General features: G+C 68.8%; 27 protein-coding genes. 16 read left to right on the forward strand and 11 right to left on the reverse strand.

From position 1 onward, the window contains the following. The first annotated feature begins 23 nt into the window (after positions 1–23). A complete protein-coding gene (locus F8566_RS28350; protein ID WP_151564894.1) occupies positions 24–1,202 on the forward strand; it encodes a chymotrypsin family serine protease in 1,179 nt (392 codons plus the stop codon). A gap of 310 nt (positions 1,203–1,512) precedes the next feature. After that, positions 1,513–3,024: a trypsin-like serine peptidase gene (locus F8566_RS28355; RefSeq protein ID WP_151564895.1), complete on the forward strand. Its 1,512-nt coding sequence runs from the start codon at positions 1,513–1,515 to the stop codon at positions 3,022–3,024. Positions 3,025–3,119: 95 nt separating this feature from the next. Here F8566_RS28355 and F8566_RS28360 read toward each other — a convergent pair whose 3' ends face one another. After that, positions 3,120–3,665: a hypothetical protein gene (locus F8566_RS28360; protein WP_151564896.1), complete on the reverse strand. Its 546-nt coding sequence runs from the start codon at positions 3,663–3,665 to the stop codon at positions 3,120–3,122. A 186-nt stretch (positions 3,666–3,851) separates the two neighbouring features. Between F8566_RS28360 and F8566_RS28365 the strand changes: the two genes are divergently transcribed. Then, complete coding sequence (locus F8566_RS28365; RefSeq protein ID WP_151564897.1) at positions 3,852–4,352, forward strand: DUF3592 domain-containing protein; 501 nt, start codon at positions 3,852–3,854, stop codon at positions 4,350–4,352. Between the two features lie 116 nt (positions 4,353–4,468). On the opposite strand, the gene F8566_RS28370 is transcribed toward F8566_RS28365, so the two are convergent. Beyond that, the gene (locus tag F8566_RS28370; protein ID WP_151564898.1) at positions 4,469–4,792 is read right to left on the reverse strand and encodes a hypothetical protein; all 324 of its coding nucleotides are present in this window, start codon (positions 4,790–4,792) and stop codon (positions 4,469–4,471) included. Between the two features lie 403 nt (positions 4,793–5,195). Further along, the gene (locus F8566_RS28375) at positions 5,196–6,095 is read right to left on the reverse strand and encodes a glycoside hydrolase family 16 protein (RefSeq protein WP_192809895.1); all 900 of its coding nucleotides are present in this window, start codon (positions 6,093–6,095) and stop codon (positions 5,196–5,198) included. Between the two features lie 287 nt (positions 6,096–6,382). Here F8566_RS28375 and F8566_RS28380 point away from each other — a divergent pair, with 287 nt between their 5' ends. From F8566_RS28380 to F8566_RS28395, 4 genes are all read left to right on the forward strand, one after another. Beyond that, positions 6,383–7,741 (forward strand): glycosyltransferase, encoded by a 1,359-nt coding sequence (locus F8566_RS28380; protein ID WP_225993604.1) that lies wholly within the window; start codon positions 6,383–6,385, stop codon positions 7,739–7,741. Between the two features lie 2 nt (positions 7,742–7,743). Continuing rightward, positions 7,744–7,929, forward strand: a complete 186-nt coding sequence (locus F8566_RS28385; RefSeq protein WP_151564900.1) for a hypothetical protein — start codon at positions 7,744–7,746, stop codon at positions 7,927–7,929. A gap of 75 nt (positions 7,930–8,004) precedes the next feature. Further along, entirely contained in the window at positions 8,005–8,628 is a 624-nt protein-coding gene (locus tag F8566_RS28390; RefSeq protein WP_151564901.1) for a hypothetical protein, read from the forward strand. 174 nt (positions 8,629–8,802) lie between these two features. Continuing rightward, entirely contained in the window at positions 8,803–9,375 is a 573-nt protein-coding gene (locus F8566_RS28395; protein ID WP_151564902.1) for a hypothetical protein, read from the forward strand. Positions 9,376–9,460: 85 nt separating this feature from the next. On the opposite strand, the gene F8566_RS28400 is transcribed toward F8566_RS28395, so the two are convergent. Both F8566_RS28400 and F8566_RS28405 read right to left on the reverse strand, forming a co-directional pair. Continuing rightward, positions 9,461–10,420, reverse strand: coding sequence for a CU044_5270 family protein (locus tag F8566_RS28400; RefSeq protein ID WP_151564903.1), 960 nt, complete (start codon positions 10,418–10,420; stop codon positions 9,461–9,463). Next, entirely contained in the window at positions 10,413–10,988 is a 576-nt protein-coding gene (locus F8566_RS28405) for an RNA polymerase sigma factor (protein WP_151564904.1), read from the reverse strand. Before F8566_RS28405 ends, F8566_RS28400 begins: the two co-directional genes overlap by 8 nt. 107 nt (positions 10,989–11,095) lie before the next feature. Between F8566_RS28405 and F8566_RS28410 the strand changes: the two genes are divergently transcribed. Further along, entirely contained in the window at positions 11,096–11,434 is a 339-nt protein-coding gene (locus F8566_RS28410) for a HEAT repeat domain-containing protein (RefSeq protein WP_151564905.1), read from the forward strand. A 23-nt stretch (positions 11,435–11,457) separates the two neighbouring features. Here the strand turns inward: F8566_RS28410 and F8566_RS28415 are convergent, their stop codons facing one another. After that, positions 11,458–11,835 (reverse strand): winged helix-turn-helix transcriptional regulator, encoded by a 378-nt coding sequence (locus F8566_RS28415; protein WP_225993605.1) that lies wholly within the window; start codon positions 11,833–11,835, stop codon positions 11,458–11,460. A 107-nt stretch (positions 11,836–11,942) separates the two neighbouring features. On the opposite strand from F8566_RS28415, the gene F8566_RS28420 reads away from it, so the two are divergent. Next, positions 11,943–12,839, forward strand: a complete 897-nt coding sequence (locus tag F8566_RS28420; RefSeq protein WP_151564907.1) for a zinc-binding dehydrogenase — start codon at positions 11,943–11,945, stop codon at positions 12,837–12,839. A 64-nt stretch (positions 12,840–12,903) separates the two neighbouring features. Here the strand turns inward: F8566_RS28420 and F8566_RS28425 are convergent, their stop codons facing one another. Beyond that, on the reverse strand, positions 12,904–13,530 hold the full coding sequence (locus tag F8566_RS28425; RefSeq protein ID WP_151564908.1) for a TetR/AcrR family transcriptional regulator: 627 nt from the start codon (positions 13,528–13,530) through the stop codon (positions 12,904–12,906). Positions 13,531–13,622: 92 nt separating this feature from the next. Here F8566_RS28425 and F8566_RS28430 point away from each other — a divergent pair, with 92 nt between their 5' ends. Next, positions 13,623–14,504 carry a hypothetical protein gene (locus F8566_RS28430; protein WP_151564909.1) on the forward strand — a complete coding sequence of 294 codons (882 nt, stop codon included), beginning with the start codon at positions 13,623–13,625 and terminating at the stop codon, positions 14,502–14,504. Further along, a complete protein-coding gene (locus tag F8566_RS28435; protein WP_151564910.1) occupies positions 14,504–15,745 on the forward strand; it encodes a methyltransferase family protein in 1,242 nt (413 codons plus the stop codon). Before F8566_RS28430 ends, F8566_RS28435 begins: the two co-directional genes overlap by 1 nt. A 121-nt stretch (positions 15,746–15,866) precedes the next feature. On the opposite strand, the gene F8566_RS28445 is transcribed toward F8566_RS28435, so the two are convergent. Next, positions 15,867–16,871: a LacI family DNA-binding transcriptional regulator gene (locus F8566_RS28445; RefSeq protein WP_151564911.1), complete on the reverse strand. Its 1,005-nt coding sequence runs from the start codon at positions 16,869–16,871 to the stop codon at positions 15,867–15,869. 113 nt (positions 16,872–16,984) lie between these two features. On the opposite strand from F8566_RS28445, the gene F8566_RS28450 reads away from it, so the two are divergent. From F8566_RS28450 to F8566_RS28465, 4 genes are read left to right on the forward strand one after another with little or no spacing between them, the layout of a single operon-like run. Then, entirely contained in the window at positions 16,985–18,004 is a 1,020-nt protein-coding gene (locus F8566_RS28450) for a sugar ABC transporter substrate-binding protein (protein WP_151564912.1), read from the forward strand. A gap of 5 nt (positions 18,005–18,009) precedes the next feature. Further along, on the forward strand, positions 18,010–19,014 hold the full coding sequence (locus F8566_RS28455) for an ABC transporter permease (RefSeq protein WP_225993606.1): 1,005 nt from the start codon (positions 18,010–18,012) through the stop codon (positions 19,012–19,014). Further along, on the forward strand, positions 19,011–19,838 hold the full coding sequence (locus F8566_RS28460; RefSeq protein ID WP_151564913.1) for an ATP-binding cassette domain-containing protein: 828 nt from the start codon (positions 19,011–19,013) through the stop codon (positions 19,836–19,838). The genes F8566_RS28455 and F8566_RS28460 overlap by 4 nt, the downstream gene beginning before the upstream one ends. Further along, positions 19,835–20,767, forward strand: coding sequence for a carbohydrate kinase family protein (locus F8566_RS28465; RefSeq protein WP_151564914.1), 933 nt, complete (start codon positions 19,835–19,837; stop codon positions 20,765–20,767). Before F8566_RS28460 ends, F8566_RS28465 begins: the two co-directional genes overlap by 4 nt. 8 nt (positions 20,768–20,775) lie before the next feature. Here the strand turns inward: F8566_RS28465 and F8566_RS28470 are convergent, their stop codons facing one another. Beyond that, a complete protein-coding gene (locus tag F8566_RS28470; RefSeq protein WP_151564915.1) occupies positions 20,776–21,618 on the reverse strand; it encodes an alpha/beta fold hydrolase in 843 nt (280 codons plus the stop codon). 54 nt (positions 21,619–21,672) lie between these two features. Here F8566_RS28470 and F8566_RS28475 point away from each other — a divergent pair, with 54 nt between their 5' ends. Further along, complete coding sequence (locus F8566_RS28475; protein WP_151564916.1) at positions 21,673–22,272, forward strand: TetR/AcrR family transcriptional regulator; 600 nt, start codon at positions 21,673–21,675, stop codon at positions 22,270–22,272. A 3-nt stretch (positions 22,273–22,275) separates the two neighbouring features. Here F8566_RS28475 and F8566_RS28480 read toward each other — a convergent pair whose 3' ends face one another. Together F8566_RS28480 and F8566_RS28485 are read right to left on the reverse strand one after the other, a co-directional pair. Beyond that, complete coding sequence (locus F8566_RS28480) at positions 22,276–22,809, reverse strand: ferritin-like domain-containing protein (RefSeq protein WP_151564917.1); 534 nt, start codon at positions 22,807–22,809, stop codon at positions 22,276–22,278. A gap of 103 nt (positions 22,810–22,912) precedes the next feature. Further along, positions 22,913–23,908 (reverse strand): LysR family transcriptional regulator, encoded by a 996-nt coding sequence (locus F8566_RS28485; RefSeq protein ID WP_192809897.1) that lies wholly within the window; start codon positions 23,906–23,908, stop codon positions 22,913–22,915. Positions 23,909–24,269 lie beyond the last annotated feature (361 nt).

The raw sequence follows: 24,269 nt of genomic DNA on the forward strand, positions 1-24,269 counted from the left end.
GGGGTTTCCGGGTATTGGGAGCAGTGATCACCGCGCTGGTATCCGTGAGCATGGCCACGGCCGCTAACGCACAGACTCGTTTCCAAGATGGCAAGCCCGTCATCGAGGAGGACAAGCCGTTCAGCTATATCGATCCGGGCGTGCTTAAGAAGATGCGCGCGCAGGAGCCGTTGACCAAGGCTGCCAGTGTGCTCCGCTGGGAGGTGGAAAAGAGCGGGCACGCCGGATACGCCGATATCGCCTTGGAGGAGAACGGCGTCGCACTGCACTGGAAGGGTGACGTTCCGGCTGCGATGAAGACAGCCATGAGCACCGCCAGCCGGCTCGCCCCGGTACGTGTCGTACCCGCGAAGCACTCCAAAGCCGACCTGCGGGCCGCCATCACACCGCTCTACGAGTACATGAAGAAGCATCCCGGCGGCCCGGTCCACAGCGTCGGGATCAGGCAGGACGGCAGCAGCATCGAAGTGGGAAGCGCCGCCTCCGACCTCCGAACGGTCGCCACGGATCTGCCCAAGACGAGCATCCCCGTCAAGGTCGTACGGAAAGCGGCTCCCAAGTCGGCCAGCCGCTTGGAGGACACTGCTCCCTATTGGGGCGGGGCCCGCATTTGGAACCCGGCCAAAAAACTCAACTGCACATCGGGTTTCGGCGTCAAGAACAGCAACGGGACCGGATTCCTGCTGACCGCCGCCCACTGCTTCACCCCTCCTGAGCGAGTGAGCCGGTACACATCCGTCACGACCATCGGTTATGCCAGTCACGAGAACTGGGCGCATGACATCCTGCTCGTGACCACCCACGCCGGAGGCAGGATCTACGACGGCGGCGTGGGCTCCGGGGAATTCTCCAAGAGCGTGTACGGCTGGGACTGGGTCTACAGCGGCGAATACCTGTGCGCATCAGGATCCGTCAGCGGTGTCATCTGCAACTACACCCAGGGCAACGGATTCACCTATTCCTACTGCGACTACGACTCCGATGGCGACTGGACGTGCAGAAACGACCTGTTGCTCGCAATCCAGATGGACGGACTGCGAGCAAGCCAGGGCGGTGACAGCGGCGGGCCGGTCTTCAGCCTCAGGAACGACGGCGTGGTGGCCAAGGGGATCATCTCCGGGCACGACGGATGGAGCGGCCTGATCCACCAGGACTTCGGTACCGCTTGGCGCGATTTCGGCGTCGTCCCGATTCAGGGCTGACATGCAGGCGCCCGCGGCGGCGGTGGTGGGAGAAGTCCGCTGAACGGAGGCCCGGCCCTGGGCGATCCCGAGGCCGGGCCATCCCATGTGGACGCCGCGATCGAGCACGACGGAACGGTCTGCATGGTTCCAGCCCGGCTGCCGAGCAGAGCCGCACGCCGCAGGGCGATTGGTCCTGGCCGAGACGAATCAGATTCCGCCGGTGCCGAACCAAAGGGCGATCGCCTGGATTCTGCGGCAATCGCTCGGGGCGACCGGCGGACACCTAGGGTGATCTTGAACTGTGTTTTCCCAAAGGAAGAAGGTGCGCATGCGTGTGACTCTTGGGCCGGCCTTGGGGCTGGTGGCGGCCACGATCCTGGTGCCCGCGCCCGCGTACGCCGACGAGCCGTCGGCGCAGGCCATAGAGGCCACGACAGGAGTCAAGGGGCTCGTACGCCCCTCCGGCGGTGACGCAGACGACGTCGGATCGGCGACGACCCGCGACAAGGTGTGGGCCTCGACGACGACGGTGCGGATCGCGCGGGACGCCCGCCGCGGCGTGTCCGTCGCCGACAGCGGCTCGGGGTCGGTGGTGCTGGGGCTGCCGGGCGGAGGCCGCCCCGTCGTCAGCTCGAAGGGGACGGTCGTCTATCCGGGGAACGGGTTCCGGTCCGCGGTGCAGACCACGGCCGACGGGACCGTCCGGGGTCTGGTCGAGGCCGGGAAGGCGGGTCCGCGGACGTTCCGGTTCCCGCTGACGGTTCCGCAGGGCGCCCGGATCGCGCGGAACGCGGACGGCAGCCTCGACGTCATGCGGGGCGCGACGCCGGTCGGGCACATCGACGCCGCCTGGGCCAAGAGCACCAACGGCACAACGGTCCCCGCCTCGTTCGGCGTTGAAGGCACCACGGTCGTGCTGCACCTCGGACAGGCGAACGCCTCCCGGGTGGTCGCGGGCCTGTCCTACCACGCGGCCCCCGGCAAGGGCGGCTACCGGGGCGCGGCGGCCATCGACGCCACGAAGAGGACCGCGATCTGGACCAAGGAAGAGATGCGGCAGGCCAAGCCGCTCGACGCGCCCGAGGTCGCCCCCAAGGGGACGCGCCGTTCCGCGCCCGCCCGGACCGCACCGGCCGCCGCCGCGGCCACGGACCCCGCCGCGGGCGCGATGTTCTTCAGCTTCCTGGGTGTGAAGAAGCGCTGCACGGCCACGGTCGTCCACCGCAACCTGATCGCGACGGCGGCCCACTGCATCCAGCAGAGCGGTGTCATCTTCAACCGGTGGACCTTCGTCCCGCAGTACGACAAGGGCGCCACCCCCTACGGCTCGTGGAAGATCAAGACGATCTACTACGACCAGCGGTGGGGCAAGCTGAACAACAACCCCGACTTCGACTACGCGTTCATCTCCCTGCAGCCGCAGAACGGCAAGTACGTCGGCGACGTGGTGCCGTGGGGCAGGGCGAAGCTCACCGACCTGTCGTGGCGCGGCCCCTGCTCCGGCGACGGCTGCCCGGAAATCCCCACCCACGTCACCGGCTACCCCAAGAACCTCGACAGCCCCCTGGAGTGCTTCACCCAGAGCCGCCTGGTCTATCTCTCCGAGAACGGCGAGAAGGGAAGCTACTTCTACACCTTCCCGTGCAGGGGCTACGCCGAGGGTGTCAGCGGAACGGCCCTGGTCGGCCAGTTCCCCGAGCAGGGCCACCCCGGCTACGAGGTCATCTTCGGCGTGCTGGGCGGGTACCAGGGAGGCGGCGACACCGACGACATCTCGTACGCCTCGTACTGGGTCGACGGCAAGAGTCTCTTCGACGACGCCGCGAGCAAGGCCATCTAGTCACTGAAGGTCTCGCGCCGACACCGCTTTCCTGCTGGGCCCTGTCTCTCCGGACGGGGCCCAGCTCCATGCCGTGACCGGAGTACCGCCAGTTGTCAGAGCCAGTCAGGCCAGTGCAGCTGGCCGGTGAGGCGCCAATACCGCACCCGTGCCCACAGATCGCGCAGCTTGCCGGGCTGCCGCCTCTTCAGGTGCTCGCACAGCTCGTCGGGTTCGCGAGCCCGTACCGGACGGGTGCCGCCAGGCCAGAATCGCTGGGCTTCTCCGGCCATGCCGCCAAGCGTCCACCGGTGGTCATCGGGCACCTTGGCGAGGGCGATGCGCACCATTCTGGCCTCGAAGCCCTCCCCCTTCATCACAGCGGGCAGCGTGAGGCTCCAAATGTGCGCGCGCCGGCAGCGGGGGCATACATCGAAGTCCAGTGAGCCCCAGTTGCGCTTGCCGAGCAGCAGAAGCACCTGCCGGCTGCTGCTGTCTGGCGAGTACCGCAGGTACACCAGTCGCGCCGCCTCGGACACAGAGCGGGTCCCGGCGCCGTGAGCCAGTGCCATGTCGCGCCTGCGTTCGGCTTCGACTTCGTGTGCCGGCCGGCCCTCATTCGCCGCGTCGTCGTCGTACGCCGATCCGTACTCGAACCGCATGATCCGACAGTAACTCGTGAGCCGCTGCCCGATCGATCACCTCTTTCCCCGCCGACGCGGGGCCGTTGAGGGGCGTTGCTCCGCGAGCTGGCCGGGTCACACGGCGGCCTCAACAAGGGTCCCACCACCGATTGGCCTTGATCGGTCACGTCGCAACCGGATCGAGCAGGATGCCGTCCCAGTGACATGAGACTGGGGTACGCGTGGCAGGCCGCGGGGGTTTTTGCCGTTGCCGTGGTGCTGGGAACATGGGCGGCGATCGATCTGTCCAACGAGATCAAGCTGGAGCGCAACGGCGTCGTCGTTGCGGCCAGGGTCCTCAGCGTCGGGTATGAGCGCAAGGATGTGCAGGTCAAGGTCGAGTTCACCACCCAGGACGGAAGCGTCGCCCGCTCGGTGCTCGACAAGAACGCGATGGGTGGTGATGAACGCGCTCGTGCAGGGGACACGATGAACGTCCGTTACGACCCGGAAAACCCACGCGGCAGTGCCGCCAAATCCACGCGCGGCTTCTATTACCGCTACATCTGGTCGTTCATGCTCGGGTCCATCGCGGCAGGGCTCGTATACGTATCGCTAAGGCTCTTTCGTAAGCGGCACCTACCCGAACTCGGCCCCGTCGTCGTTCCCCAGGACATCCTTAACTGGCCTAATGAGACAAGGCCCGGTTCCGACAAGACCAAGTAGCGCCGACTGGGGCGCACCGGACCAGTCGCCTGCGAGATCGGCATCTCGAACAGTGAAGTGGCCGAAGGGCGATCCCGGGTACCGCGCGGGATATCGCCCGCCGATGGTCCCCGCCGCTAAACGCAGGACACGGGGTTGACCTCCCACCTCTCGATCGTCCGGCCGAGGCTGGGACGGGCCCGTTGCCCGGACCTGACAATGTCGTACGTGTACCACTCACCGCGGGCATTGGTGGTCTTGAGTTGGGCGCACCACCCAGGGCCGATGTAGTAGCCCCTGGCCTGGCTCCAGCCGAAGCCGGCGGCGCAGTCCGTGCGCTGGCCGACGGGCAGGACCTTGTCGTAGAGCCCCTGGGCGTAAAGGTTGCCCGTTCCCCTCCACTCGTACATCACTCCGACGCCGACAGCACCCTGGTTACTGATGTAGCTGCTTGCGGACACACACCCTCTGGCGGTCGAGGCCGTTGCCGCCGCGGCGTTCGCGGTAGTGCCCAGTGGAAGAACGGCGACCACTGGCAGGGCCAGCACCGCCAGCTTTCTCCGATGATTCATCATGCCCCTTCGCGTCAGGCCGATCACACAAATGTGATTCAGAGCCAAGCAATCAGCGGCTTCAGAATTGCTTCAGATCAGCTTCATCCCTGGTCAACAGAGCAGCCGGGCAAGTCGGCCGGCCAAGGATCCAGGTAGGGCACGAGCGCGCTTTCTCAACAGCCAGGGCCAGTGCGGCCCGGTCTCATGGACGACCACCGGCACCGGCGTCCGAGGGCCAGTTCGGCCACCTCGGCACCGGCATCTGCGCCTCTGACGAGGAGCCTTCTCAAATCGTCCAGAGGCCGGTTCGTCAGCGGGGTTTGGTCTGGTAGGCGCGGACATAGTCGACGGCCATCTGTGCCGGGAAAGAGGTGCCGGCGTCGGGGGTTCCGGCGTACCGGCCGCCGATGGCGAGGTTCAGGACGATGAAGAACGGGTGGTTGAAGACCCAGCGGCCAGGGAGGGTGGAAGGCCGGGCGGTCTGGACCACATGGTTGTCGACATAGAGAGTGATCTTGTTGGGCCGCCAGTCCAGGGTGAAGGTGTGGAAGGCGGCACCGAAGTCGCCTCCGGGGCCCAGGGAGTAGTGGCGGGTGAGCCCGACGCCTGCGTAGCCGGGGCCTTGCAGGGTGGCGTCCACGCGGTCCCGCAGGTGACCACGGCGCTCCATGATGTCGATCTCACCGCAGTCCGGCCAGGGAAGCTGGCGGAAGTTGGTGCCGAGCATCCAGAACGCGGGCCACAGACCACGGCCGTTCGGCGTCTTGATGCGGGCGGTGATCCGGCCGTAGGTGGGTTCGAAGCGGCCTTCGGTGGTGATCCGGGCGGAGGTGTAGGGAAGCTTGCCGGCACGCTGCCGGCGTGCGGTGATGACCAGGTGGCCCTTGCCGTCCAACGCCACGTTCCGCCGGGTGAGGTAGTCGAGCCTGCCGTTGCCGAGCGAACCGGTTTCGATCTTCCAGCGTCGGGGATCGGGCGACGTCCCGGCCGCGCCGTTGAACTCGTCCCTCCACACCAGGCGCATCGGGACGTCGGGCAGATAGGCGCCGCCCTGCCCGGCCCCGGACGTGGTCGGGCCGGGCTCGGTCTGCTGAGTTCGATGCCGCTTGTCCTGCGAGGGGAACAGCTTCCCCGTGTTCATCAATACAGCGACCGTCCCGCAGGCCAGCACCATGATGATCATGCCCAGCGTGCGCAGATGGCGTCTCATGAACCTTCCTGGACCGTTGGTGAACGCCGCCGGACGACTCGTGCGCCCGTCGCGCACTCGCTTTCGATACCGGCTGATCACATGGTGTAACAAGATCGGTATTGTACTGGGCATTTCCCCCTGCTATACCTATGCTTGAACATAAGTGACACGGGGGAACGAACGTGACAGGGGTGATACCCGGGGCTTCTGACGCCCAGGGGACGCCGGCTCCGCCATCGGACGGGGCACGGGGCGGTACGCAGGCCGGGGGGCCGCCGACCGCTCCACAGCCGATCATCCAATGGGTGCCCCACCTGGACGATCGCTTCACTGGTGATCCTCTGGCCACCAGGCCCGACGCTCCGGTCGCGACGCCGCAGCTCCAGCCGCGGCCGCTCCAGCCGCGGCATCGCCTACCCGCCGAGCCCGGTCCGAGGGTCGCAACCCGCCCAGGCCAGGCGTTCCAGCCGGCTCACGCGCCTGTCCGCAGGCCTCCGCTCAGCCCCGCCTCGCGGACGCCCGCGACGCACCGGCGGCCGCCGGCCGGTTCGCACGCTCACGTCCGGCGTGAGCGGCCGCGCGGCAAGGACGGCAAGCGCAACTTGCCGAAGGTCGATCCGGCCGAGCTCCGGGTGACGGTGTTGATCCCGGCTCACAACGAGGCCAAGGGCATCACCGCGACCATCGCCTCGCTGCACCTGCAGGAGCGGCTTCCCGACCACATCGTGGTGATCGCCGACAACTGCGACGACCCGACCGCCGACCTGGCCGCGTTGTGCGGTGTGGAGGTCGTGGTCACCCGCGACAACACGTACAAGAAGGCAGGCGCGCTCAACCAGGTCCTGGACCGGCTGTTGCCGCATTGCGGTCCCCGCGACGTGGTCATGGTGATGGACGCCGACTCCTCACTGGACTCGGGCTTCATCCGTACCGGGGTGAAATACCTGGCGAACGGCTACGCCGCGATCGGCGGCACGTTCACCGGAAAGCCCGGCGGTGGCCTGGTCGGCATGTTCCAGCGCAACGAGTACGCCCGCTACGCCCGCGATGTCCGCCGCCTCGGCGGCCACGCCCTGGTGCTCACCGGAACGGCCACACTGTTTCGTGCGAGCGTGCTCCAAGAGGTCGTCGAGGCCCGGCGCGGCCAGAGGCTGCCCGGCCGGCCGTCCGTCTACGACGTGCGGGTGCTGACCGAGGACAACGAACTCACCCTGGCGATCCTGCACCTGAACTTCCGCATCCTGTGCCCGCCGGGCTGCACCCTCACCACCGAGGTCATGACCACCTGGGGCGATCTGTTCCGGCAGCGGCTGCGCTGGAAGCGCGGCGCCCTGGAAAACCTCGTCGACTACGGCTGGACCGGGATCACCCGTCCCTACTGGGGGCGCCAGGCGCTGTCCCTGCTCGGCATCGTCGTCATCTTCACCTACCTGGTCACCCTGGCGATCTCGCTGGCCATCGGCGGTCTCCGCCTCAACCCCGTCTGGATCGGCGTCACCGTCATCTTCATGGTGGAACGGATCGTGTCCGTGCGGCGCCGGGGCCCGCTCCAGATGGCGATCGCCGCCACCATCTGGATCGAAATGATCTTCGATGTCTTCCTGCAGATAGCCCAGGCCAAAGCGTTCTGGGAAGCCCTCTTCAACAAAGAAAGAAAGTGGTGATCATGTACAACAGTGCGGGGGTCGGCAGCCTCACGGCTGGAGCCGGAGGAGCCGCGGCCGCAGTACCGTTCCTCGGCCTCCAAGCCATCTGGATCGGCCTGGCCACCTTCACCCTCGTCTCCGCCTGCCTCGCCCTCGGCCGCATCCTTCCCAAGCGAACGGGCGAACGAGCCGACGACATCAGCTAGGCCGGGAGTCAGGGCGAGAAGCAGCGAGTGCACCGCGGCTCGACAAGCGCGTGTACGCACTGTGATAGTTCCAGAATGTTCCTCCTGCGGTTGCTGGTCGCGTTGTGTGCGGCGCCGCTGGTCATGGTCTCGTTCGCCGGTGTCGCCTACCTGGCGATACGCGTCCACCCGCTGTACATCCTGCTCGCCCTTGTCTGCGTCGCGCTGGTGCTGGTGGCCGGCTGGCACATGCACGAGCACTTCGAGGACAAGGGCTCAGGCGCCCAGGCGTTCGCCAGCGGCATCGTGCTGGTCGCCACGGCCGCCGCGGGGTACGTGGTCACGCTCAACTGGGCTGCTCCGCGGCACATGTGCACCGTGGTCGAGGCACGCACCTGGTATCGGCACACCCCCGGCGGGGGCGAGACCCACAACTATCGCCGGCTGGCCTGCGACGACGGGCGCACCGACCGGCTGGGGAACGAGGTGGCGGCTCGGAAGGGCGCCGACACCACCGACCGGCACAAGGGGGACCGGTTGCTGGTGGCCTACGACCCGAACGGGCGGCTGCCCTCCCTGGCCATCAAAGACCGGGTCTGGTGGGTGGCCGGGGCCGGTACCGGCATGCTCCTGGTGATGGCGATTCACATCGGCGTCGTCATCGCCGATCGGCGCCGGCGGAACGAGAGAGGGGAAGACGAGCGGCGCCTTACACCGTGATGACGACTTTTCCCCTGGCGTGCCCTCCCTCGATGTGACGGAGGGCCACCGGAGTCTCGGGCAGTGGGTAGGCGTGCTCCGCCGGGTGAGGGTGGTGGATACATCGTTCGGAGGACCCCTGAAATCGTCGGCGCCGCCGACGATTCCGGGAGACCGGCAGCAGATCCTTGAAACATGTTGCTCGCAGTCATCGCCGCATGTGAGATCGGCTTCTGGGTCGTCCTGTCCGCCGGGCTCTCGGCCCGCTACCTGCTGAAGCGGCGCCGGCTCGGCGCGGCCCTGCTGATCTGCGTCCCGCTGGTCGACGTCGTGCTCATCACCGCCACGGTGATCGACCTGCGTGGCGGCGGCACGGCCGACTTCACCCACGGACTGGCGGCCGCCTATCTCGGTTACTCGGTCGCGTTCGGCCACAGCTGGATCCGCTGGGCGGACGAACGTTTCGCCCACCGCTTCGCCGGTGGCCCGCCGCCGACGCGCAAGCCCAAGTACGGTGCGGCGCGGACGAAGTACGAGTGGCGCGAGTTCGGCAAGTGCTTCATCGCGTGGGCCATCGGCTGCGGGGTCCTGCTCGCGATGATCGCCATGGTCGGCGACGCCGACCGCACGGAGGCCCTGTACGGCTGGATGGGCCGCCTGACGATGGTGCTGGCGATCTGGTCGCTGTGGCCGATCACCCACACCCTCTGGCCCGCGAAGCCCAAGCCGGGCGAGGACGTCCCCGCCGAACCTGCCTCACGCCGCTGACGCCGGGCCTAGCTGATACGCCACCCCGAGTGCACGGTGGGACGAACCGCGGGCCCGCACGGATCGTGCGGGCCCGCGGCCGGCGTCATTTGGTCGGGGAAGGGGTGGGCCGGGCACTCCTACGCTCGACCGGGGATGCCTGTTCCTCGATGGGGACGAGCTTCGCGTTGGGCAGGCTGTCGGTCCACTCGCTCGTCCTCGCTGTGCCTCCCATGCTTTGACGACCGTCGCGGGACACGGCAAAGCCCTCGGCGCTCATCTGGGCTGTGGCGGGATCGACGATGAATTTGGAGCCGCCACTGCCGTAGGCGAACACAAGGCTGTACCCGCCCTTCACCTTGCCCGTGCTCTTGACGTTCGGCAGTGACGCCAGGGCCCGGAACGCGGCGGCGCGCACCTTCGGCGGAGCCGGTGCCGCGCTGATCAGCTCCATCAGCTTGCCGAGCATGTGACCGGCCTCCTCGTCGGAGGTGCGCGGGGGCGCCGGCTCGTCGGTGGTGGCAGGCTCTATCTTGGCGAGCGCGGCCTTCAGCCGGGCCGGGTCGGTGGGCAGGTCAGCGAGCCGGTCGAAGCTGAGACCGAACCTGGTCGTCCACGCCCTGCCCTCGGCCGGAACCTTGCTGATCAGGCCGGGCTTGAGGCTGATCCACGACTGGCCGTCGCGTCGGGTCCAGGTGATCCCGGTGCTCCTGGAGCCATCGAGCCTCGTGTGCACCTGCGTGATCTTCCAGTAGGTGCCTGAACCCGCGGGCTTCTTCTCGGCGGTGGCGGCCGCGGCCATGAGCACCGCGCGTCCGTCCAGCGCCGCGGTCGACGGCGGGCTGTGCGGCGAGGCGGGGTGCTCCTCCGGGAGGGTCGCGATCGCGACCGCCGCGGTCGCCGCAACCATGGCCGTGCCCACGATGATCGCGGGTCGGACGATCCTGCGGCGGAGGGGAGCCGGACTGTTCATCCTCTGCCGAAGGACACGCATGCTGCGGTCGACCACCTCCTGATCCGGTTCGGGCTCCGCCAGCAGCGTGCTGAGCAGTCGCATCTCATCCATGCGCATTCTCCTCTCCGATCGCCTTGTGCAGTTTCTTGCGAGCGCGGCTGAGCCGGGAGCCCACCGTGCCCTGGGAGATGCCGAGCGCCTGCGCGACCTCGTCGTAGCTGAGCTGGGCGAGGGCGATCAGCAGCACGACGTCGCGTTCGCCCCGCGACAACCCGGTGAGCGCCTTCGCCAGTGCCGGCTGCATCCGCGCGGCCGACACCGAGGTGAGGACGCGGTCCTCATGGCTGTCGACGGCGTTGGAACCGAGCACTGTCCGGGCCAGGGCCCGGTAGCGCCGGGCCTCGGCGCGCCGGTGCCGGGCGACCAGGTTGGTGGCGATCCCGAACAGCCACGCCCGCAGGCTGCCGCGATCCGGGTCGAACCGGTCGCGATCCTCGAAGGCGATGCAGAACGTCTCGGCGGCGAGATCCTCCGCCTCCTGGACGTCCAGGCGACCGGCCACGTAGCGGTAGATGTCGCGGAAGTACCGCTCGTGAACCGCGGTGAACGACTCGGGGTTCCGCAGGAACCGGTCCACCAGCTCGGTGTCGGACACGCGTTCACCGACCTCGGCGGTCACGTCACATTCTCCGTCATAGAGAACCTTTCCAAGGGGGTAGCGGCCGGACTGTCCCCCATAGTTCGCCGTAAGCCCCGATCGTCTTCCCAACCGTGGAGACTGATGGCATGACCAGGCGCTTTCGTGAGGCAATGCGGTTGATGCGCAAACACGACCCTCAGCTCAAGGAGGAGGGTTTCCAGCTCCTGCTTCCGCACGCGGCCGACCATCTGGACGAACTCATCGCCGAGTTCCAGCAGGAGGACAACGCTCACGGACCTCGCTGCTGGCTGCTGGAATTGATCGGGGAGGCACGTTCTGAGCGCGCTTTGCCCCTGCTGGCTGAACAACTGCACGGAGCCGACGAGTCGCTGCGGGACTGGGCGGTCGCGGGACTGGAAAACCTCGGCTCCCGCGAAGCTCGCCAAGTTCTCTATCGGGCACGGGCCAACGGCGAGATCGTGTGACGGGCCGCCGGGCCGCCGGGGCATCAGGCGGTGTCGCGGTCGTACTCCTCGCGAGCCTTGTCCACCTCGGCCATGTGAGCTTCGGCCCACTCCTTGAGGTGGCGAATCGGGTCCAGCAGGGACAGGCCCAGCGGCGTGAGCTCGTAGTCCACGCGGACGGGCACCGACGGGGTCACGGTGCGGATCAGCAGCCCGTCTCGTTCGAGTCCCCGCAGGGTCTGGGTCAGCATCTTCTGGCTCACGCCCGCGATGCGTGTGGAGAGCTCGGAGAAGCGCATCCGGCCCTCCAGGCCCAGTGCCACGATCACCAGGCTCGCCCACTTGTTGCCGATCGTGTCGAGCAGCCGGCGGCTGGGGCAGGACGCGGCAAACGCATCGAAGCGCGCGTCAGCAGGGATCATGTCCATGGCCTACCTCTGGGTGCCTACACCACTTCACAGTGCCGTCTTCCCAATAGAGAGTAGGTCACCGATCGTTAGCAGGGCCATCCGTTCAAAGGAGATCCCTGATGACGCTCGCATTGGTGTCCAAGCCCGACGCCCCCGCTCCGACCCTCGAAGAGGTGACGCTGCCCCCGCTGGGAACCGGCGACCTGCGGGTCGCCGTCACGGCGGCATCGGTCGATCCCGTCGATACCCTCTTCGCCGGCGGACCGGCTCGGGCGATCTTCGGGCTCACCGGCACGGCCGGTCTCGGCTGGTCCCTCACCGGCGTCGTCACCGAGACCGGTGCCGGGGTCACCGGCTTCTCGGGCGGCGATGCGGTCGCCGCCGCACACAGCGACTTCACCGCCCCGGTCCGCGCGCACGCCGAAGAGACCGTGGTCCCGGCGGCGGCCGCCGCGCTGCTGCCCAGTGGTCTCGATCCGGTCGCTGCCGCTTCACTTCCGCTCAACGCCTTGACCGCGGCGCAGATGGTGGACCGGCTCGGCCCTGCCGGCGGGCGGACCCTGCTGGTCACCGGCGCCGCCGGTGCCGTGGGCGGGTACGCCGTCGCGCTGGCCGCCCACGCCGGCTGGGCCGTCACCGGGCTGGCGCGCGAGTCCGACCGCGCCTTCGTACTGAGGGCCGGGGCTCGCGCCCTGGTCACACAGGTGCCGGGGCCGTCGTTCGACGCCGTGCTCGACGGCGCGGTCCTGCACGCGGCGGCCCTCGGCGCGGTCCGCGACGGCGGGGCGTTCGTCGGCGTGATCTCGGCGTCTCCCGCGACGTCCGAGCGGGGCATCGACGTCGGCATCCTGAGCGTCGAGCCCGACGGCGCCAGGCTCGCCGAGCTGCTCGGGCTGGCGGCGTCAGGCGTCCTGGAGCTGCGGGTGGCCGGCCGGGTGCCGCTGGCCGAGGCCGCCACGGCCTACGACAAGGTCGCCGGCGGCGGGCAGCGGGGGCGGTGGCTGCTGGTGCCGTAGCGGTGGCTGCTGGTGCGGTAAGGATGTGAACGACCGCGCCCGCCGCGGCAACGCCGAACCGGCGCTACTCCGCGGGCTTCTGTTTGCGGCGCGGGAGGCGCATGGTGAGGAGTTTCGCCCTGGGCGCCACCCGCGCCGCCAGGTTGAACAGCGACTCGGTGCGGGTTCGGTCGGCATCCAGGTGAGTGAACAGGTTGACGCCGAGGTAGAAGGTGATCGCCGCGTAGGCGAGGTCGCGGGGCGGCATCAGCTTGGCCAGCGGAGAGCCGCCGATCACTCGCTCCAGCGTCTCCTCCACGAACTCGATCCAGGGCTCTGACCTGGTGACGATCTCCTCCTTGAGCTCGGGACGCGCGATGCTGGCCCCGACCAGCTCGGAGAACAGGGTGATGTGGCCGCCCTCAAGATCCGCCCGGTAGATGCCGGTGGCGACCTCGACCAGCTCCTCCAGGGTCCTGGCACCGGCGACGGCTTCCCGGTGGGCGGCCATGCGCTCCTGCGACGAACGATCCAGCGCGGCGAGCAGCAGGGGGTCGACGCCGCCGAAATGGTAGAAGATCAGCGCCGAGTTGCAGCCGGCCGCTTTGGCGATCGTCCGCGCGCTCGTGCCCGCGTAGCCCTCGGTGCGCAGGGTGTGCGCGGCCGCCGCAAGGATCCGCTCCTTGGTCTCCGCACTGTTGTGCTTGCTCATCCTCGCCGCTTCCAGGTTGACAACCGGGCCTGCCTTCTTCATCGTACGGTTTAATCACTTGATTAAATCGTTCGGTTAAGACTGGAGAAGCCATGGTCGTTCCGGAACCTGGACGGCAGCGTTCCGCGCGGCGCACCCTGCTCGCCGTCGTGGCCGCACTGTTCGCCGCGATCCTGGCCTACAAGATCCTCAAGGCGGGCGGGCTGGAGCAGACCGCGCTGTTCTATGTCGGGATTCCCGCTCTGATCGCGCTCACCGTCGTGCAGACGGCCCGGCCGCGCAGCACGCTCGGGACGATCATGGCGACCATCACGGTCGGCCTCGCGCTCGCCGGGCCCCTGCTCGGCGAGGGCGTCGTCTGCCTGATCATCGCTGCTCCGCTGTTCTACCTGGTGGGCGCGTTCGTGGGGCTGTTCGCCGACTGGGCCGGACGGCGCCGCGGCATGCAGGCCCTGCTGATCGTGCCGCTGCTGCTCGCCGCCGAGGGCACCGCCGTCGGCCTGCCGCGCGGCGGTGAGGTGACGGTCACCAGGACCGCAGCCGCCGGAACCGACGTCGAGCGGTCCGTGGCCGCCGCGCCGGAGTTCGGCCCGGTCCGGTCGCGGCTGCTGCGGCTCAAGTTCCCCAAGCCCGTCCGCTCGGACGGCACCGGCCTCGACATCGGCGCCACCCGCCTCATCACCTTCACGCCGCGCAAGTCGCTGGGGATCGACGCCCGCCCCGAACCTCGGACCATGGAGCTCAAGGTCGTCCGGCGCGAGACCGGCCGGGTCGTCTTCGCGATCACCAAGGACACCACGCTGGCCCGCTGGCTTGAGCTCAGAGAGGCCGAGTTCAGCTGGCACAGTGCCCGTTTGAGCGTCACCCTGCGCTATTCCCGTACGTTCGACCCGGCCTGGTACTTCAGCCCGGTGCAGCAGCACGCCATGCGCGATGCCGCCGCCTACCTGGCCGAGACGTTCACGGCGCCGTGATGGATCCGGCTCTGGTACGCGGCGTCGCGCTGTTCGTGCCCGTCCTGGTGCTGATGGGCCTGCTCCGATACCGGCCGCCGACGCCTGGGGAGATCGCGGCCCTGATCCTGGCCATCTCCTGGAACGCGGTGACGCTGACCGGGGTGAACGTCCTGGCGATCCAGGCCGGCTGGTGGTCGTTCGCCGCAGAAGGCGGCACCTTCGGGGGCGTGCCGCTCGACCTGCTGCTCGGCTGGGCCGTCCTGTGGGGCGGGGTGGCCGTGCAGGCCCTTCGCCGGCTGCCACTGCCGCTGGTCGTGGGCCTGGCGATTTGGATCGACCTTGCCGTGATGCCGCTAGGCGAGCCGGTCCTGCTGCTCGGGAACTCCTGGCTGACCGGCGAGGCGGTCGCGGCCGCCGTGGCGCTGGTGCCAGGGCTGCTCCTGGCGCACTGGACGGTCACCGGACGTCATCTCATGCTCAGAGTGCTCCTGCAGGCCGTGCTGGCGACCGGCCTCATGGTCGCGCTGCCCACCGCGCTGAGCCGAGTGCCCGACCGTCCCGGCTGGGCGCTCGGCTTGGCGGCCCAACTCATGATCGCCCCTGGGGCGCTGGTCGCAGCCGCGGTCTGGGAGTTCGCGCGGACCGGACGGGGCACGCCCCTCCCCTACGATCCCCCGGCCCGCCTGGTGACCACCGGCCCGTACGCCTACGTCCGCAACCCCATGCAGACAAGCATGGCCGCCGCGTACCTGATCCTGGGCATGCTGGACGTGCGCTTCCTCATCGCGGCCGTCGTGGCCCTCTCCTACGGCGCAGGCCTCGCCGCCTGGCACGAGAACGAACAGCTGCACACCAGATACGGCACCGCGTGGATCGCCTACCGGAGCGCCGTCCGACCCTGGCTGCCCCGCTTGCGCCCGTTCCCCGGAATGCAGCCCGCCGTCATCTGGATCGCAGGCGACTGCGACCGCTGCTCTCCAGTGGCGGCCTGGATCCTCCAACGCCACCCGACCGCCCTGACGGTACGCCCTGCCGAAGATCATCCCGACGGCATTCGCCGCATGGCCTACGAACGGGCCGACGGCACCCGCGCCGAAGGCGTCGCCGCCTGGGCCCACGCCGCCGGGCATCTCCACCTAGGGTGGGCGCTGCTCGGCTGGACCCTGAATCTGCCGGGCCTCAACCACTTCGCACAACTATGCGCCGACACCTTCGGCGCCGGACCCGCCGCACAGCCAGCCCGACGACCGGCAAGGTGAACGCACCGCCACCGCCTGCCCGAGGGCGACCACCTCCAGCAGCTGGGCGCTGTCCCAGACGGCCGGGCGGCCTGCGGGCCGATCGGGATTTCCCAGCCGGTAGGGGCGGCCCTCGCCTCGCCTAACGCACGCAGCCGCAGGAGTCGCGGTGCATGAAACGGGGCTTGAGACGGACGGTGCGCGGCGGCTGGTCGGGGTCGGCGATCCGTTCCGCCAGCAGCTGGACGGAGCGGGTCGCCATCTCCCCGATCGGCTGGGCGATCGCGGTCAGCCTGGGCCGGAAGATGGACGCCCACTCGAAGTCGTCGAACATCGTCAGGGCGACGTCGTCCGGGACGCGTATCCCGCGCTTGTCCAGCGCCCGCATCACCCCGATCGTCATGTGGTTGTTGGCCACGAACAGGGCCGTCGGCGGGTCGGGCATGTCCATCAGCTCCAGGGCGGCCGCCTCGGCCGCCGTGTCGTTGGACTGTCCCAGCCCGACCAGCGCCGGGTCGAACGCCAGTCCGGAGCGGGCCAGGCCCGCCTGGTAACCCTTGAAGCGTTCGGTGGAGGTCATCAGTCCCTCCCGGCCGGCGACGATGCCGATCCGCTGATGTCCCAGCTGCGCCAGATGCACCACAAGGTGGGCGCTGGACTCGATGTTCTCGCTGCCGACCTGGTCGAACCGGGGCGAGGCGCACCGGTCCACCAGGACCGTGGGGATGCTCAGCTCGTCCAGGTATCGCAGCGCGGCTGACCCGGGCCCGTGCGCCTGGGTGGCCAGGAGGATCCCGTCGACTCGCCGTTGGTGCAGCGCCTGCACGACCTTCAGCTCCTCTTCGGCGTCGTCGTGGGTGTCGGTGAGCAGCAGGGTGTAGCCGGCGAGCCGCACCTGCGCCTCCAGCGCCGCGACCAGATCGGCGAAGTAGAAGTTGGAGATGCCCGAGATCGCCAACCCGATCGACTTGGTGCTGGAGGTGACCAGGGAGCGGGCGACGGTGTTCTGGATGTAGCCGGTCGACTCGATCGCCGCCAGGACCTTCTGCCGGGTCGGGTCGGCCACGAAACGGGTCCCATTGATCACATGCGACACCGTGGAGATCGAAACTCCGGCCTGACGTGCGACATCGGCCATCGTGGCCATACTGGACTCCTTGATCAAAGCGTTTGCGCAAACGCTTGCGCGAACGTTTTCGTGTGAGCAAGATAACGCCACGCAAACCCGGGGCGAAACCCCGTCATCTCCGAGGAGAAATCATGATCCGCAGAGGCATCGCCTTCGCCGCGATCGGAGCGCTCGCGCTCACCGCAGCCGCCTGTGGTGAAGGCTCGAAGGGGTCCGGCTCCGGCGGCACCCCCAAGGTCGGGCTGATCACCAAGACCGAGACCAACCCGTTCTTCGTCAAGATGCGCGAGGGCGCGCAGAAGCAGGCCGCCGCCGACGGCCTGCAGCTCATGACCGCCGCCGGCAAGTTCGACGGCGACAACGAGAGCCAGGTCACCGCGATCGAGAACATGGTCGCGGCGGGCGTCAAGGGCATCCTCATCACCCCGAGCGACACCAAGGCGATCATCCCCGCGATCGCCAAGGCCCGTGCCAAGGACGTGCTGGTCATCGCGCTGGACACGCCGACCGATCCGCAGGACGGCACCGACGCGCTGTTCGCCACCGACAACTTCAAGGCCGGTGAGCTGATCGGCCAGTACGCCAAGGCCAAGTCCGCCGGCACCACCCCGAAGATCGCCATGCTCGACCTCGCGCCGGGCGTCAGCGTCGGCATCCTGCGCCACAACGGCTTCCTCAAGGGCTTCGGCGCGGCCAACGTCGACGCCAAGGCCAGCAAGGCCGTCACCGCGCCCCAGGTCGTCTGCGCCGCCGACACCGCCGGTGACCAGGCCAAGGGGCAGAGCGCGATGGAGACCTGCCTGCAGAAGGCGCCCGACCTCAACATCGTCTACACCATCAACGAGCCCGCCGCGCTCGGCGCCTACACCGCACTCAAGGCCAAGGGGCTCGAGAAGAAGGTGCTGATCGTCTCGGTCGACGGCGGCTGCACCGGCGTCAAGGGCGTCAAGGACGGCCAGATCGCCGCGACCTCGCAGCAGTACCCGCTGAAGATGGCCTCGCTGGGCGTGGACGCCGTCGCCAAGTTCGCCAAGGACGGCACCAAGGCCACCGGCTACACCGACACCGGCGTCACTCTGATCACCGACAAGTCGGTGCCGGGCGTGGAGGCCAAGGACACCGCCTTCGGCCTGCAGAACTGCTGGGGGTGAGCACCGTGACCTCATCCCCAGCCAGTTCCGTCGCCAGCCGGCTGCGGGCCGTCTCCCCGCGGCTGGCGATCCCCGCCGGCTCCACCATCGGGCCCATCGTGGCCTTCCTGCTGGCGTGCGCCTTCTTCACCACCCAGTCCTCGCAGTTCCTGTCGGGCGGCAACCTGGCCCTGGTGATCCAGCAGGTCATGGTCGTCGGCACCCTGGCCATCGGCCAGACCCTGATCATCCTGACCGCCGGGATCGACCTGTCCTGTGGCGCGATCATGGCGTTCGGCGGGATCGTCATGGCCAAGCTGGCCGTGGACACCGGGATGCCGCCGCTGCTGGCGATCGCCGCCGGGATCACGGTGTGCGCCTCGTTCGGCCTCATCAACGGGCTGCTGGTCACGCGGGTGTCGCTGCCGCCGTTCATCGTCACCCTCGGCATGCTCAACGTGGCGTTCGCGCTCACGCACATCTACTCCGACGAGCAGACCATCAGCGGGCTGCCCTCAGAGCTGACCGCGCTCGGCAACACCTTCCCGCTCGGCAGGACCGACGTCACCTACGGCTCGGTGCTGATGCTGGTGCTGTTCGCGGTGTTCGCCTACATCCTCGGCCAGACGGCCTGGGGCAAGCACGTGTACGCCGTCGGCAACGCCCCTGAGGCCGCCCGCCTCACCGGCATCCCCGTCCGGCGCCGCCTGCTGGCCGTGTACACGATCGCCGGCGCGGTGTACGGGATCGCGGCGCTGCTGCTCATCGCCCGCACCGGCGTCGGTGACCCCAAGGCCGGCCAGACCGACAACCTCGACTCCATCACCGCGGTCGTGCTGGGTGGCACGTCCCTGTTCGGCGGGCGCGGCCTGGTCATCGGAACGCTGATCGGCGCGCTGCTGGTCGGGGTCATCCGCAACGGCCTCCAGTTGATGGGGGTGCCGTCGATCTACCAGATCCTCATCACCGGCATCCTGGTGATCCTGGCGGTGACCGTCGACCAGCTCTCCCGCAAGAGGTCCCAGCGATGAACCAGAAACCAGCGGCAGACGAGAAACAATCGGCGACCCAGGAAGCCGGGACGAACGAGGAGACCGGCTTGGTCCAACCGGTCATGAAGGCGCGTGGTCTGGTCCAGCGGTACGGGCCCGTCACCGCGCTGGACGGCTGCGACTTCGACCTGCTGCCCGGCGAGGTGCTGGCCGTCATCGGCGACAACGGCGCCGGCAAGTCCTCCCTGATCAAGGCGTTGACCGGGGCGGCCCGTCCCGACGAGGGACAGATCTGGCTCGACGGCAAGGAGGTGCACTTCAAGTCGCCGCTGGACGCCCGCCGCCAGGGCATCGAGACCGTCTACCAGAACCTGGCCGTCGCTCCCGCCCTCGACATCGCCAGCAACCTGTATCTGGGCCGCGAGAAGCGCCGCAAGGGCGTGCTCGGCACCGTGTTCCGGATGCTCGACAAGCCGGCGATGAAGACAGCCTCAGCCCGGCATATGGCCGAGCTCAACATCGGCCTGCAGTCCATGGGCGGCGCGGTGGAGAACCTGTCGGGCGGGCAGCGTCAAGGTGTCGCCGTCGCCCGCGCCGCCGCGTGGGCCAGCCATGTCGTCATCATGGACGAGCCGACCGCCGCGCTGGGCGTCAAGGAGTCCGCCCAGGTGCTGGAACTGATCGGCAAGGTGCGCGAGCGCGGCCTGCCGGTCGTGCTGATCAGCCACAACATGCCGCACGTGTTCGAGATCGCCGACCGGATCCACATCCAGCGGCTCGGCCGCCGCGCGGGCGTGGTGAAGCCGTCAGACCATACGATGTCGGATGTTGTCGCGATCATGACCGGAGCCGTCCAAATATGATCACGGTCATCGGGGAGACCGTGGCGGACACCTTCGTGCCCGCCCACCAGCCCACGCCGGGCGCACTCGACCTGCGAGTGCGCCCGGGCGGCGGGCCTGCCAACACCGCCGTCGCGCTCGGCAGGCTCGGAGCACCCGTCACCTTCGCCGGCCGGATCCCGGCCGGCCCGCTCGGCGACCTGCTCCGCGCCTACCTCAGCGACTCCGACGTCGACCTGTCCCGGGCCGTCACCGCCGCCGAACAGGCGACGCTGGCGCTGGCGGCCGTCGACGGGGACGGCCACGCGCAGTACTCCTTCTACGCCAACGGCACGGCCGACTTCCAATGGACCACCGAGGAGCTCGCCGCGGCCACACCTTCCGAAGCGGCCTGCGTCCACGCCGGGTCACTGGCCCTGGCGCTGGAGCCCAGCGGTCCACTGATCGAAAAGCTGCTGCACGAACGCCGCACCACGACGACGATCTCGATCGACCCCAACATCCGCCCCGGCATCGTCCCCGCCGAACGGTACCGCCGCCTGCTGCCCGGCTGGACCTCGGCCGCCGACGTGTTCCGGCTCAGCTCCGACGACCTGGCCGTGCTGCGCCCCGGAGCGAGCCTGCCGCAGGCATGCGACGACTGGCACGCCGACGGCGTCCGCCTCGTCGTCATCACCTGCGGAGCCGACGGCGCCTACGCCTCCCTGGACGGGCAGCGTTTCCAGGTCCCCGCCCGGCCCGTCACCCCGGTCGACACCGTCGGCGCCGGTGACGCCTTCACCGCCGGCCTGCTCTACCGCCTCCACACCGGCGGAGCCCTCCGCGAACGTCTCGCCGACCTCACCCCCGACCTGCTCATCAGGGCGCTGACCTTCGCCTCCGACGTCGCCGCCGAAACCTGCCGCAAACAGGGGGCGGACCCGCCCCGCCTCGCCGACCTGGCAGCCTGAACGCAGGCCTACTGCGTGGACGTCGAGGTGAGGAATTGTCCGATTTCGCTCGCCACGATTTCGGGCTCGTCCAGCATCGACAGCACGTAGGCCCCGGGTACTTCGGCGTACCGCCCGGCGGGCAGGAGATCGGCCAGGCGGCGGCCGTGTTCGGGGGGCATCACGCGGTTGTCGGGTGACCAGAGCACGAGTGCCTCACCGGTAAACCGGGATAGTTGCCGGGTGGCATGGATGAGCTCGTGCCCGTTGTACGGGCTGCGGCAGTAGGCGAGCAGGTCGCCGCGTACGGCGGGGTCACGCAGGACCGGCTCGGTCCAGCGGTGGATCAGGTCGTCGGGTACCGGTCGGCGCGCCATCTGTCCGAACAGCATGGGCAGCCGGCGAAGGGAGCGGATGCGCAGCTGGCGGGCGGCGAACTGGAGTCCGCCGGGGAGCCGGACCGCGACCGTGAGCAGCTTGCCCGGCAGGCCGGGCGGGAAGTTGTCGAACGCCTCGCACGGCAGGATCACCTGCCGGGCGACACGCTGGTCTCGGCCGTAGGCGGTGAGGAACAGCGACCCGCCCCAGTCGCTGTGCACCAGGGTGATGTCCTGCAGGTCCAGGGCGTCGAGGAAGTCTGCGACCAGGTCGACCTGCCCGCGCAGTGTGAGGTCGGTGCCCGGCTTCATCGCCTTGCGATGGGACCCCAGCGGCAGAACGGGCCGCACATACCGGAAGCCCTCCGGCAGGAGCGGCAGGACCCGGTCCCAGACCGTGTGGTCCATCAGCAACCCGTGAAGCAGGACCACCGCGGGGCCGGACCCGGCCTCGTCGTACTCCAGGATCCCTCCTGGCACCTCGACGTTCCGCATGGCGTCCTCCTTACTAGAACGATCTCTCTAGAGAGACTGTTCTAGCATGGTGCCATGAAAACCGACGAGCGGATCGTGCTCGCGATGGCGGAGTTGTTGCGCGTGCAGGGATACACGGCCACGGGCGTCAACCAGCTCGCTCGCGCCGCGCAGGCGCCGACCGGCTCCATCTACCACCACTTCCGCGGAGGAAAGCGCGAGATCGCGGCGGCTGCACTGCGCCAGATGGGCAACGCCTACATCCAGCTGCTGCCGTTGCTGCTCGATGCGCACGAGGATCTGGCGACCGGAGTGGAGGCCGCCTTCGCCGCGGCCGCTGAGGACATGCGCACCACCGGCTGGGCGAACATGTGCCCGGTCGGCTCCGTCACCGGTGAGGTCGCCGACACCGAGCCCGTCCTGCGTGAGGTCGCCGCGGAGGTCATGGAGCACTGGGTGCAGGAGGGCGTGCGCTACTTCACCGGGCGCGGGCTGCCCGAAGCCGAAGCCCGCAACGTGACGTTCGCCGTGCTCACGGCACTCGAAGGAGCGTTCACCCTGGCCCGGGCACTGCGCTCCACCGAGCCGCTCCTCACCGCCGGCCGCACGGTCGCGGCCTACCTCGCCTCCCTTGATTCACCGGCGGACGTGCCGTCCACTCCGAACAGCCGCTAGGCGTCAGATGCCGAGGAGGTCCACCAGGTCGTCGGCGTGTTCCTCCTCTTCCTCCAGGATCGACTCCATCAGCCGGCGGGTGGTCGGGTCGCCGTCGCCCAGCCACCGGATGATCTCCTGGTAGGTGGAGATGACGATGCGCTCGGCTTCGAGGTTGTCGCGCAGCATGGTGGTCAGGTCGCTGTCGGGCGGCGTGGTGTAGTCGGTGTGGGAACGTTCGGCGAGCTTGGCGGGATCGAAGTCGGGCGACCCGCCGAGCTGGCTGATCCGCTCGGCCGCGCGCAGCGCGTGGTGCATCTCCTCCTTGGCGTGCTCGGTGAACTCGGCCGTCACCTGCGCGCGGTCGATGCCGGTGGCGCAGATCGCGTGACGGGTGTAGCGCAGCCAGCAGACGACCTCGGTCGCGACGACGTCGTTGAGCACCTCGATGACGCGGTCCGTCCGGTGCCCGTAGGTGCCGGTGACCGGCCCGGCGTCCATCTTCTGGCGGACCTGCTCGCGGATTCGGCTGACGTCGAGGACGAAGTCGTCGGTCATGGAAGGGCTCCCTGGCGGGCTCGAGGAACGGACGCCTCGTTGATTCCCGGACGCGGTCCAAGGGAGGGGCCGGAAGCGGTAAAGCACCGAGCATGATCACCTGTCAGCAGGGATGGCAGTCGGTCTCCCATTCGCCCTGCTCGATGATCTGCATCTCCACCCCTTGGGGGCGGTTGGCGGCGGTGACCTCGGCGAAGGCCCGGATCGTGGCGGTCTCGGCGGCGGTCATCCACATCGGCACCAGATGCTTGGGCGCCGCGTCGCGCAGGGGAATGAGCGCGAGGCCCTGCTGCGGGAAATGGTCCATGAGCGCGGTGATGCTGACGTAGAGGCCGCGCCCCCTGGCGACCAGGAACAGCAGGTCTTCGACCGTGCGTTCCCGGCCGCCGCCCATGGTGAGCAGGTCGTCGGCCGTGTAGCGGAGGGCCCGGCCGGACGGGGTCGAACGCTGCGTCCACAGGTCCCGGATCTCCGGGCGGACGGTGTTGCTCGGGTTGAGCAGCTCGTAGTCCACCAGATCGTCCCAGGTCACGGTCTCGAACGTGGTCAGCGGATGCCCCTCCGGGACGACGACCGCGCGGGGCGTGCTGATGAACGTGGAGCCGACGGTCAGGCCGGCGGCGGTCACCACCTTCGGATCGCCGCAAGGGGCCCAGCCCACGATGATGTCGTACTCCCCCGACGCGAGGAGGTCGTAGGGAATCAGCGCGGCGGGCAGCGGGACCGAGCCGACCTCCACGCTGCAGTCGGGATGGCGCTCCTCGAAAGCCGCCACCACCGGCGCGATGTAGCCGCCCGATCCCGGAAGGAAGCCGATCCGCAACCGGCCTCCGACGACGGTCGCCGCCTCGCGGGAGTCCCGGAGGGCGCCCATGAGCTGCTCGTAGCCCGCCAGTGCCTGGGTGTGGAACCGTTCACCGAGCACCGTCAACTCGACCTGCCGGCTGGAGCGCACGAACAGCGCCGCACCGATCTCACGTTCCAGCGAACGGATCATCTGGCTCACCCTGCCCTGCGTCACCCCCAGGCGCGCGGCCGCCCTTCCGAAATGCAGTTCGTCGGCCACGGCGAAGAACGCCTCGACCACACGAAGTTCCATGCTGTCCCTTCCTGCGGAAGCTCCATGGTGGAACATCCGCGTTCCACAGATGCCTGCCCCGGGCGCCCGTCGAGAACGGCACGGCGAATCCTGATCCGGGCGACACTGCATTGAATCCACTCGACGCCTTCGACGTTCCCCGCCGGACGAATTCGCTCCGTTTCGGACGACTTCGTTCGGTGTCGGACGGAGTCGATGTGTTGCGGGTCGTCCGTGCCCAGGTCAGTCGCCGGAATCACGCGCAGCCTGGAGGAGGCCCGGGATCGGTGGGGACGCGTGGCACGCCGTCGGCATTCCAGCATTGCGCACCGCGGATAGGGCAGCGAATAGGTTTTCGTCTAGATGGCCGACTGCGAAACGG

The sequence above is a fragment of the Actinomadura rudentiformis genome (genome assembly GCF_008923185.1).
In the GTDB taxonomy this organism is placed as follows: Bacteria; Actinomycetota; Actinomycetes; order Streptosporangiales; family Streptosporangiaceae; genus Spirillospora; species Spirillospora rudentiformis.

Excerpts from the sequence above, each read along its gene's own strand:
- F8566_RS28355 (WP_151564895.1), top strand. The coding sequence starts at position 1,513 with ATGCGTGTGACTCTTGGGCCGGCCTTGGGGCTGGTGGCGGCCACGATC.
- F8566_RS28360 (WP_151564896.1), bottom strand. The coding sequence starts at position 3,665 with ATGCGGTTCGAGTACGGATCGGCGTACGACGACGACGCGGCGAATGAG.
- F8566_RS28365 (WP_151564897.1), top strand. The coding sequence starts at position 3,852 with ATGAGACTGGGGTACGCGTGGCAGGCCGCGGGGGTTTTTGCCGTTGCC.
- F8566_RS28375 (WP_192809895.1), bottom strand. The coding sequence starts at position 6,095 with ATGAGACGCCATCTGCGCACGCTGGGCATGATCATCATGGTGCTGGCC.
- F8566_RS28385 (WP_151564900.1), top strand. The coding sequence starts at position 7,744 with ATGTACAACAGTGCGGGGGTCGGCAGCCTCACGGCTGGAGCCGGAGGA.
- F8566_RS28390 (WP_151564901.1), top strand. The coding sequence starts at position 8,005 with ATGTTCCTCCTGCGGTTGCTGGTCGCGTTGTGTGCGGCGCCGCTGGTC.
- F8566_RS28395 (WP_151564902.1), top strand. The coding sequence starts at position 8,803 with ATGTTGCTCGCAGTCATCGCCGCATGTGAGATCGGCTTCTGGGTCGTC.
- F8566_RS28400 (WP_151564903.1), bottom strand. The coding sequence starts at position 10,420 with ATGGATGAGATGCGACTGCTCAGCACGCTGCTGGCGGAGCCCGAACCG.
- F8566_RS28410 (WP_151564905.1), top strand. The coding sequence starts at position 11,096 with ATGACCAGGCGCTTTCGTGAGGCAATGCGGTTGATGCGCAAACACGAC.
- F8566_RS28415 (WP_225993605.1), bottom strand. The coding sequence starts at position 11,835 with ATGATCCCTGCTGACGCGCGCTTCGATGCGTTTGCCGCGTCCTGCCCC.
- F8566_RS28420 (WP_151564907.1), top strand. The coding sequence starts at position 11,943 with ATGACGCTCGCATTGGTGTCCAAGCCCGACGCCCCCGCTCCGACCCTC.
- F8566_RS28425 (WP_151564908.1), bottom strand. The coding sequence starts at position 13,530 with ATGAGCAAGCACAACAGTGCGGAGACCAAGGAGCGGATCCTTGCGGCG.
- F8566_RS28430 (WP_151564909.1), top strand. The coding sequence starts at position 13,623 with ATGGTCGTTCCGGAACCTGGACGGCAGCGTTCCGCGCGGCGCACCCTG.
- F8566_RS28435 (WP_151564910.1), top strand. The coding sequence starts at position 14,504 with ATGGATCCGGCTCTGGTACGCGGCGTCGCGCTGTTCGTGCCCGTCCTG.
- F8566_RS28445 (WP_151564911.1), bottom strand. The coding sequence starts at position 16,871 with ATGGCCACGATGGCCGATGTCGCACGTCAGGCCGGAGTTTCGATCTCC.
- F8566_RS28450 (WP_151564912.1), top strand. The coding sequence starts at position 16,985 with ATGATCCGCAGAGGCATCGCCTTCGCCGCGATCGGAGCGCTCGCGCTC.
- F8566_RS28460 (WP_151564913.1), top strand. The coding sequence starts at position 19,011 with ATGAACCAGAAACCAGCGGCAGACGAGAAACAATCGGCGACCCAGGAA.
- F8566_RS28465 (WP_151564914.1), top strand. The coding sequence starts at position 19,835 with ATGATCACGGTCATCGGGGAGACCGTGGCGGACACCTTCGTGCCCGCC.
- F8566_RS28470 (WP_151564915.1), bottom strand. The coding sequence starts at position 21,618 with ATGCGGAACGTCGAGGTGCCAGGAGGGATCCTGGAGTACGACGAGGCC.
- F8566_RS28475 (WP_151564916.1), top strand. The coding sequence starts at position 21,673 with ATGAAAACCGACGAGCGGATCGTGCTCGCGATGGCGGAGTTGTTGCGC.
- F8566_RS28480 (WP_151564917.1), bottom strand. The coding sequence starts at position 22,809 with ATGACCGACGACTTCGTCCTCGACGTCAGCCGAATCCGCGAGCAGGTC.
- F8566_RS28485 (WP_192809897.1), bottom strand. The coding sequence starts at position 23,908 with ATGGAACTTCGTGTGGTCGAGGCGTTCTTCGCCGTGGCCGACGAACTG.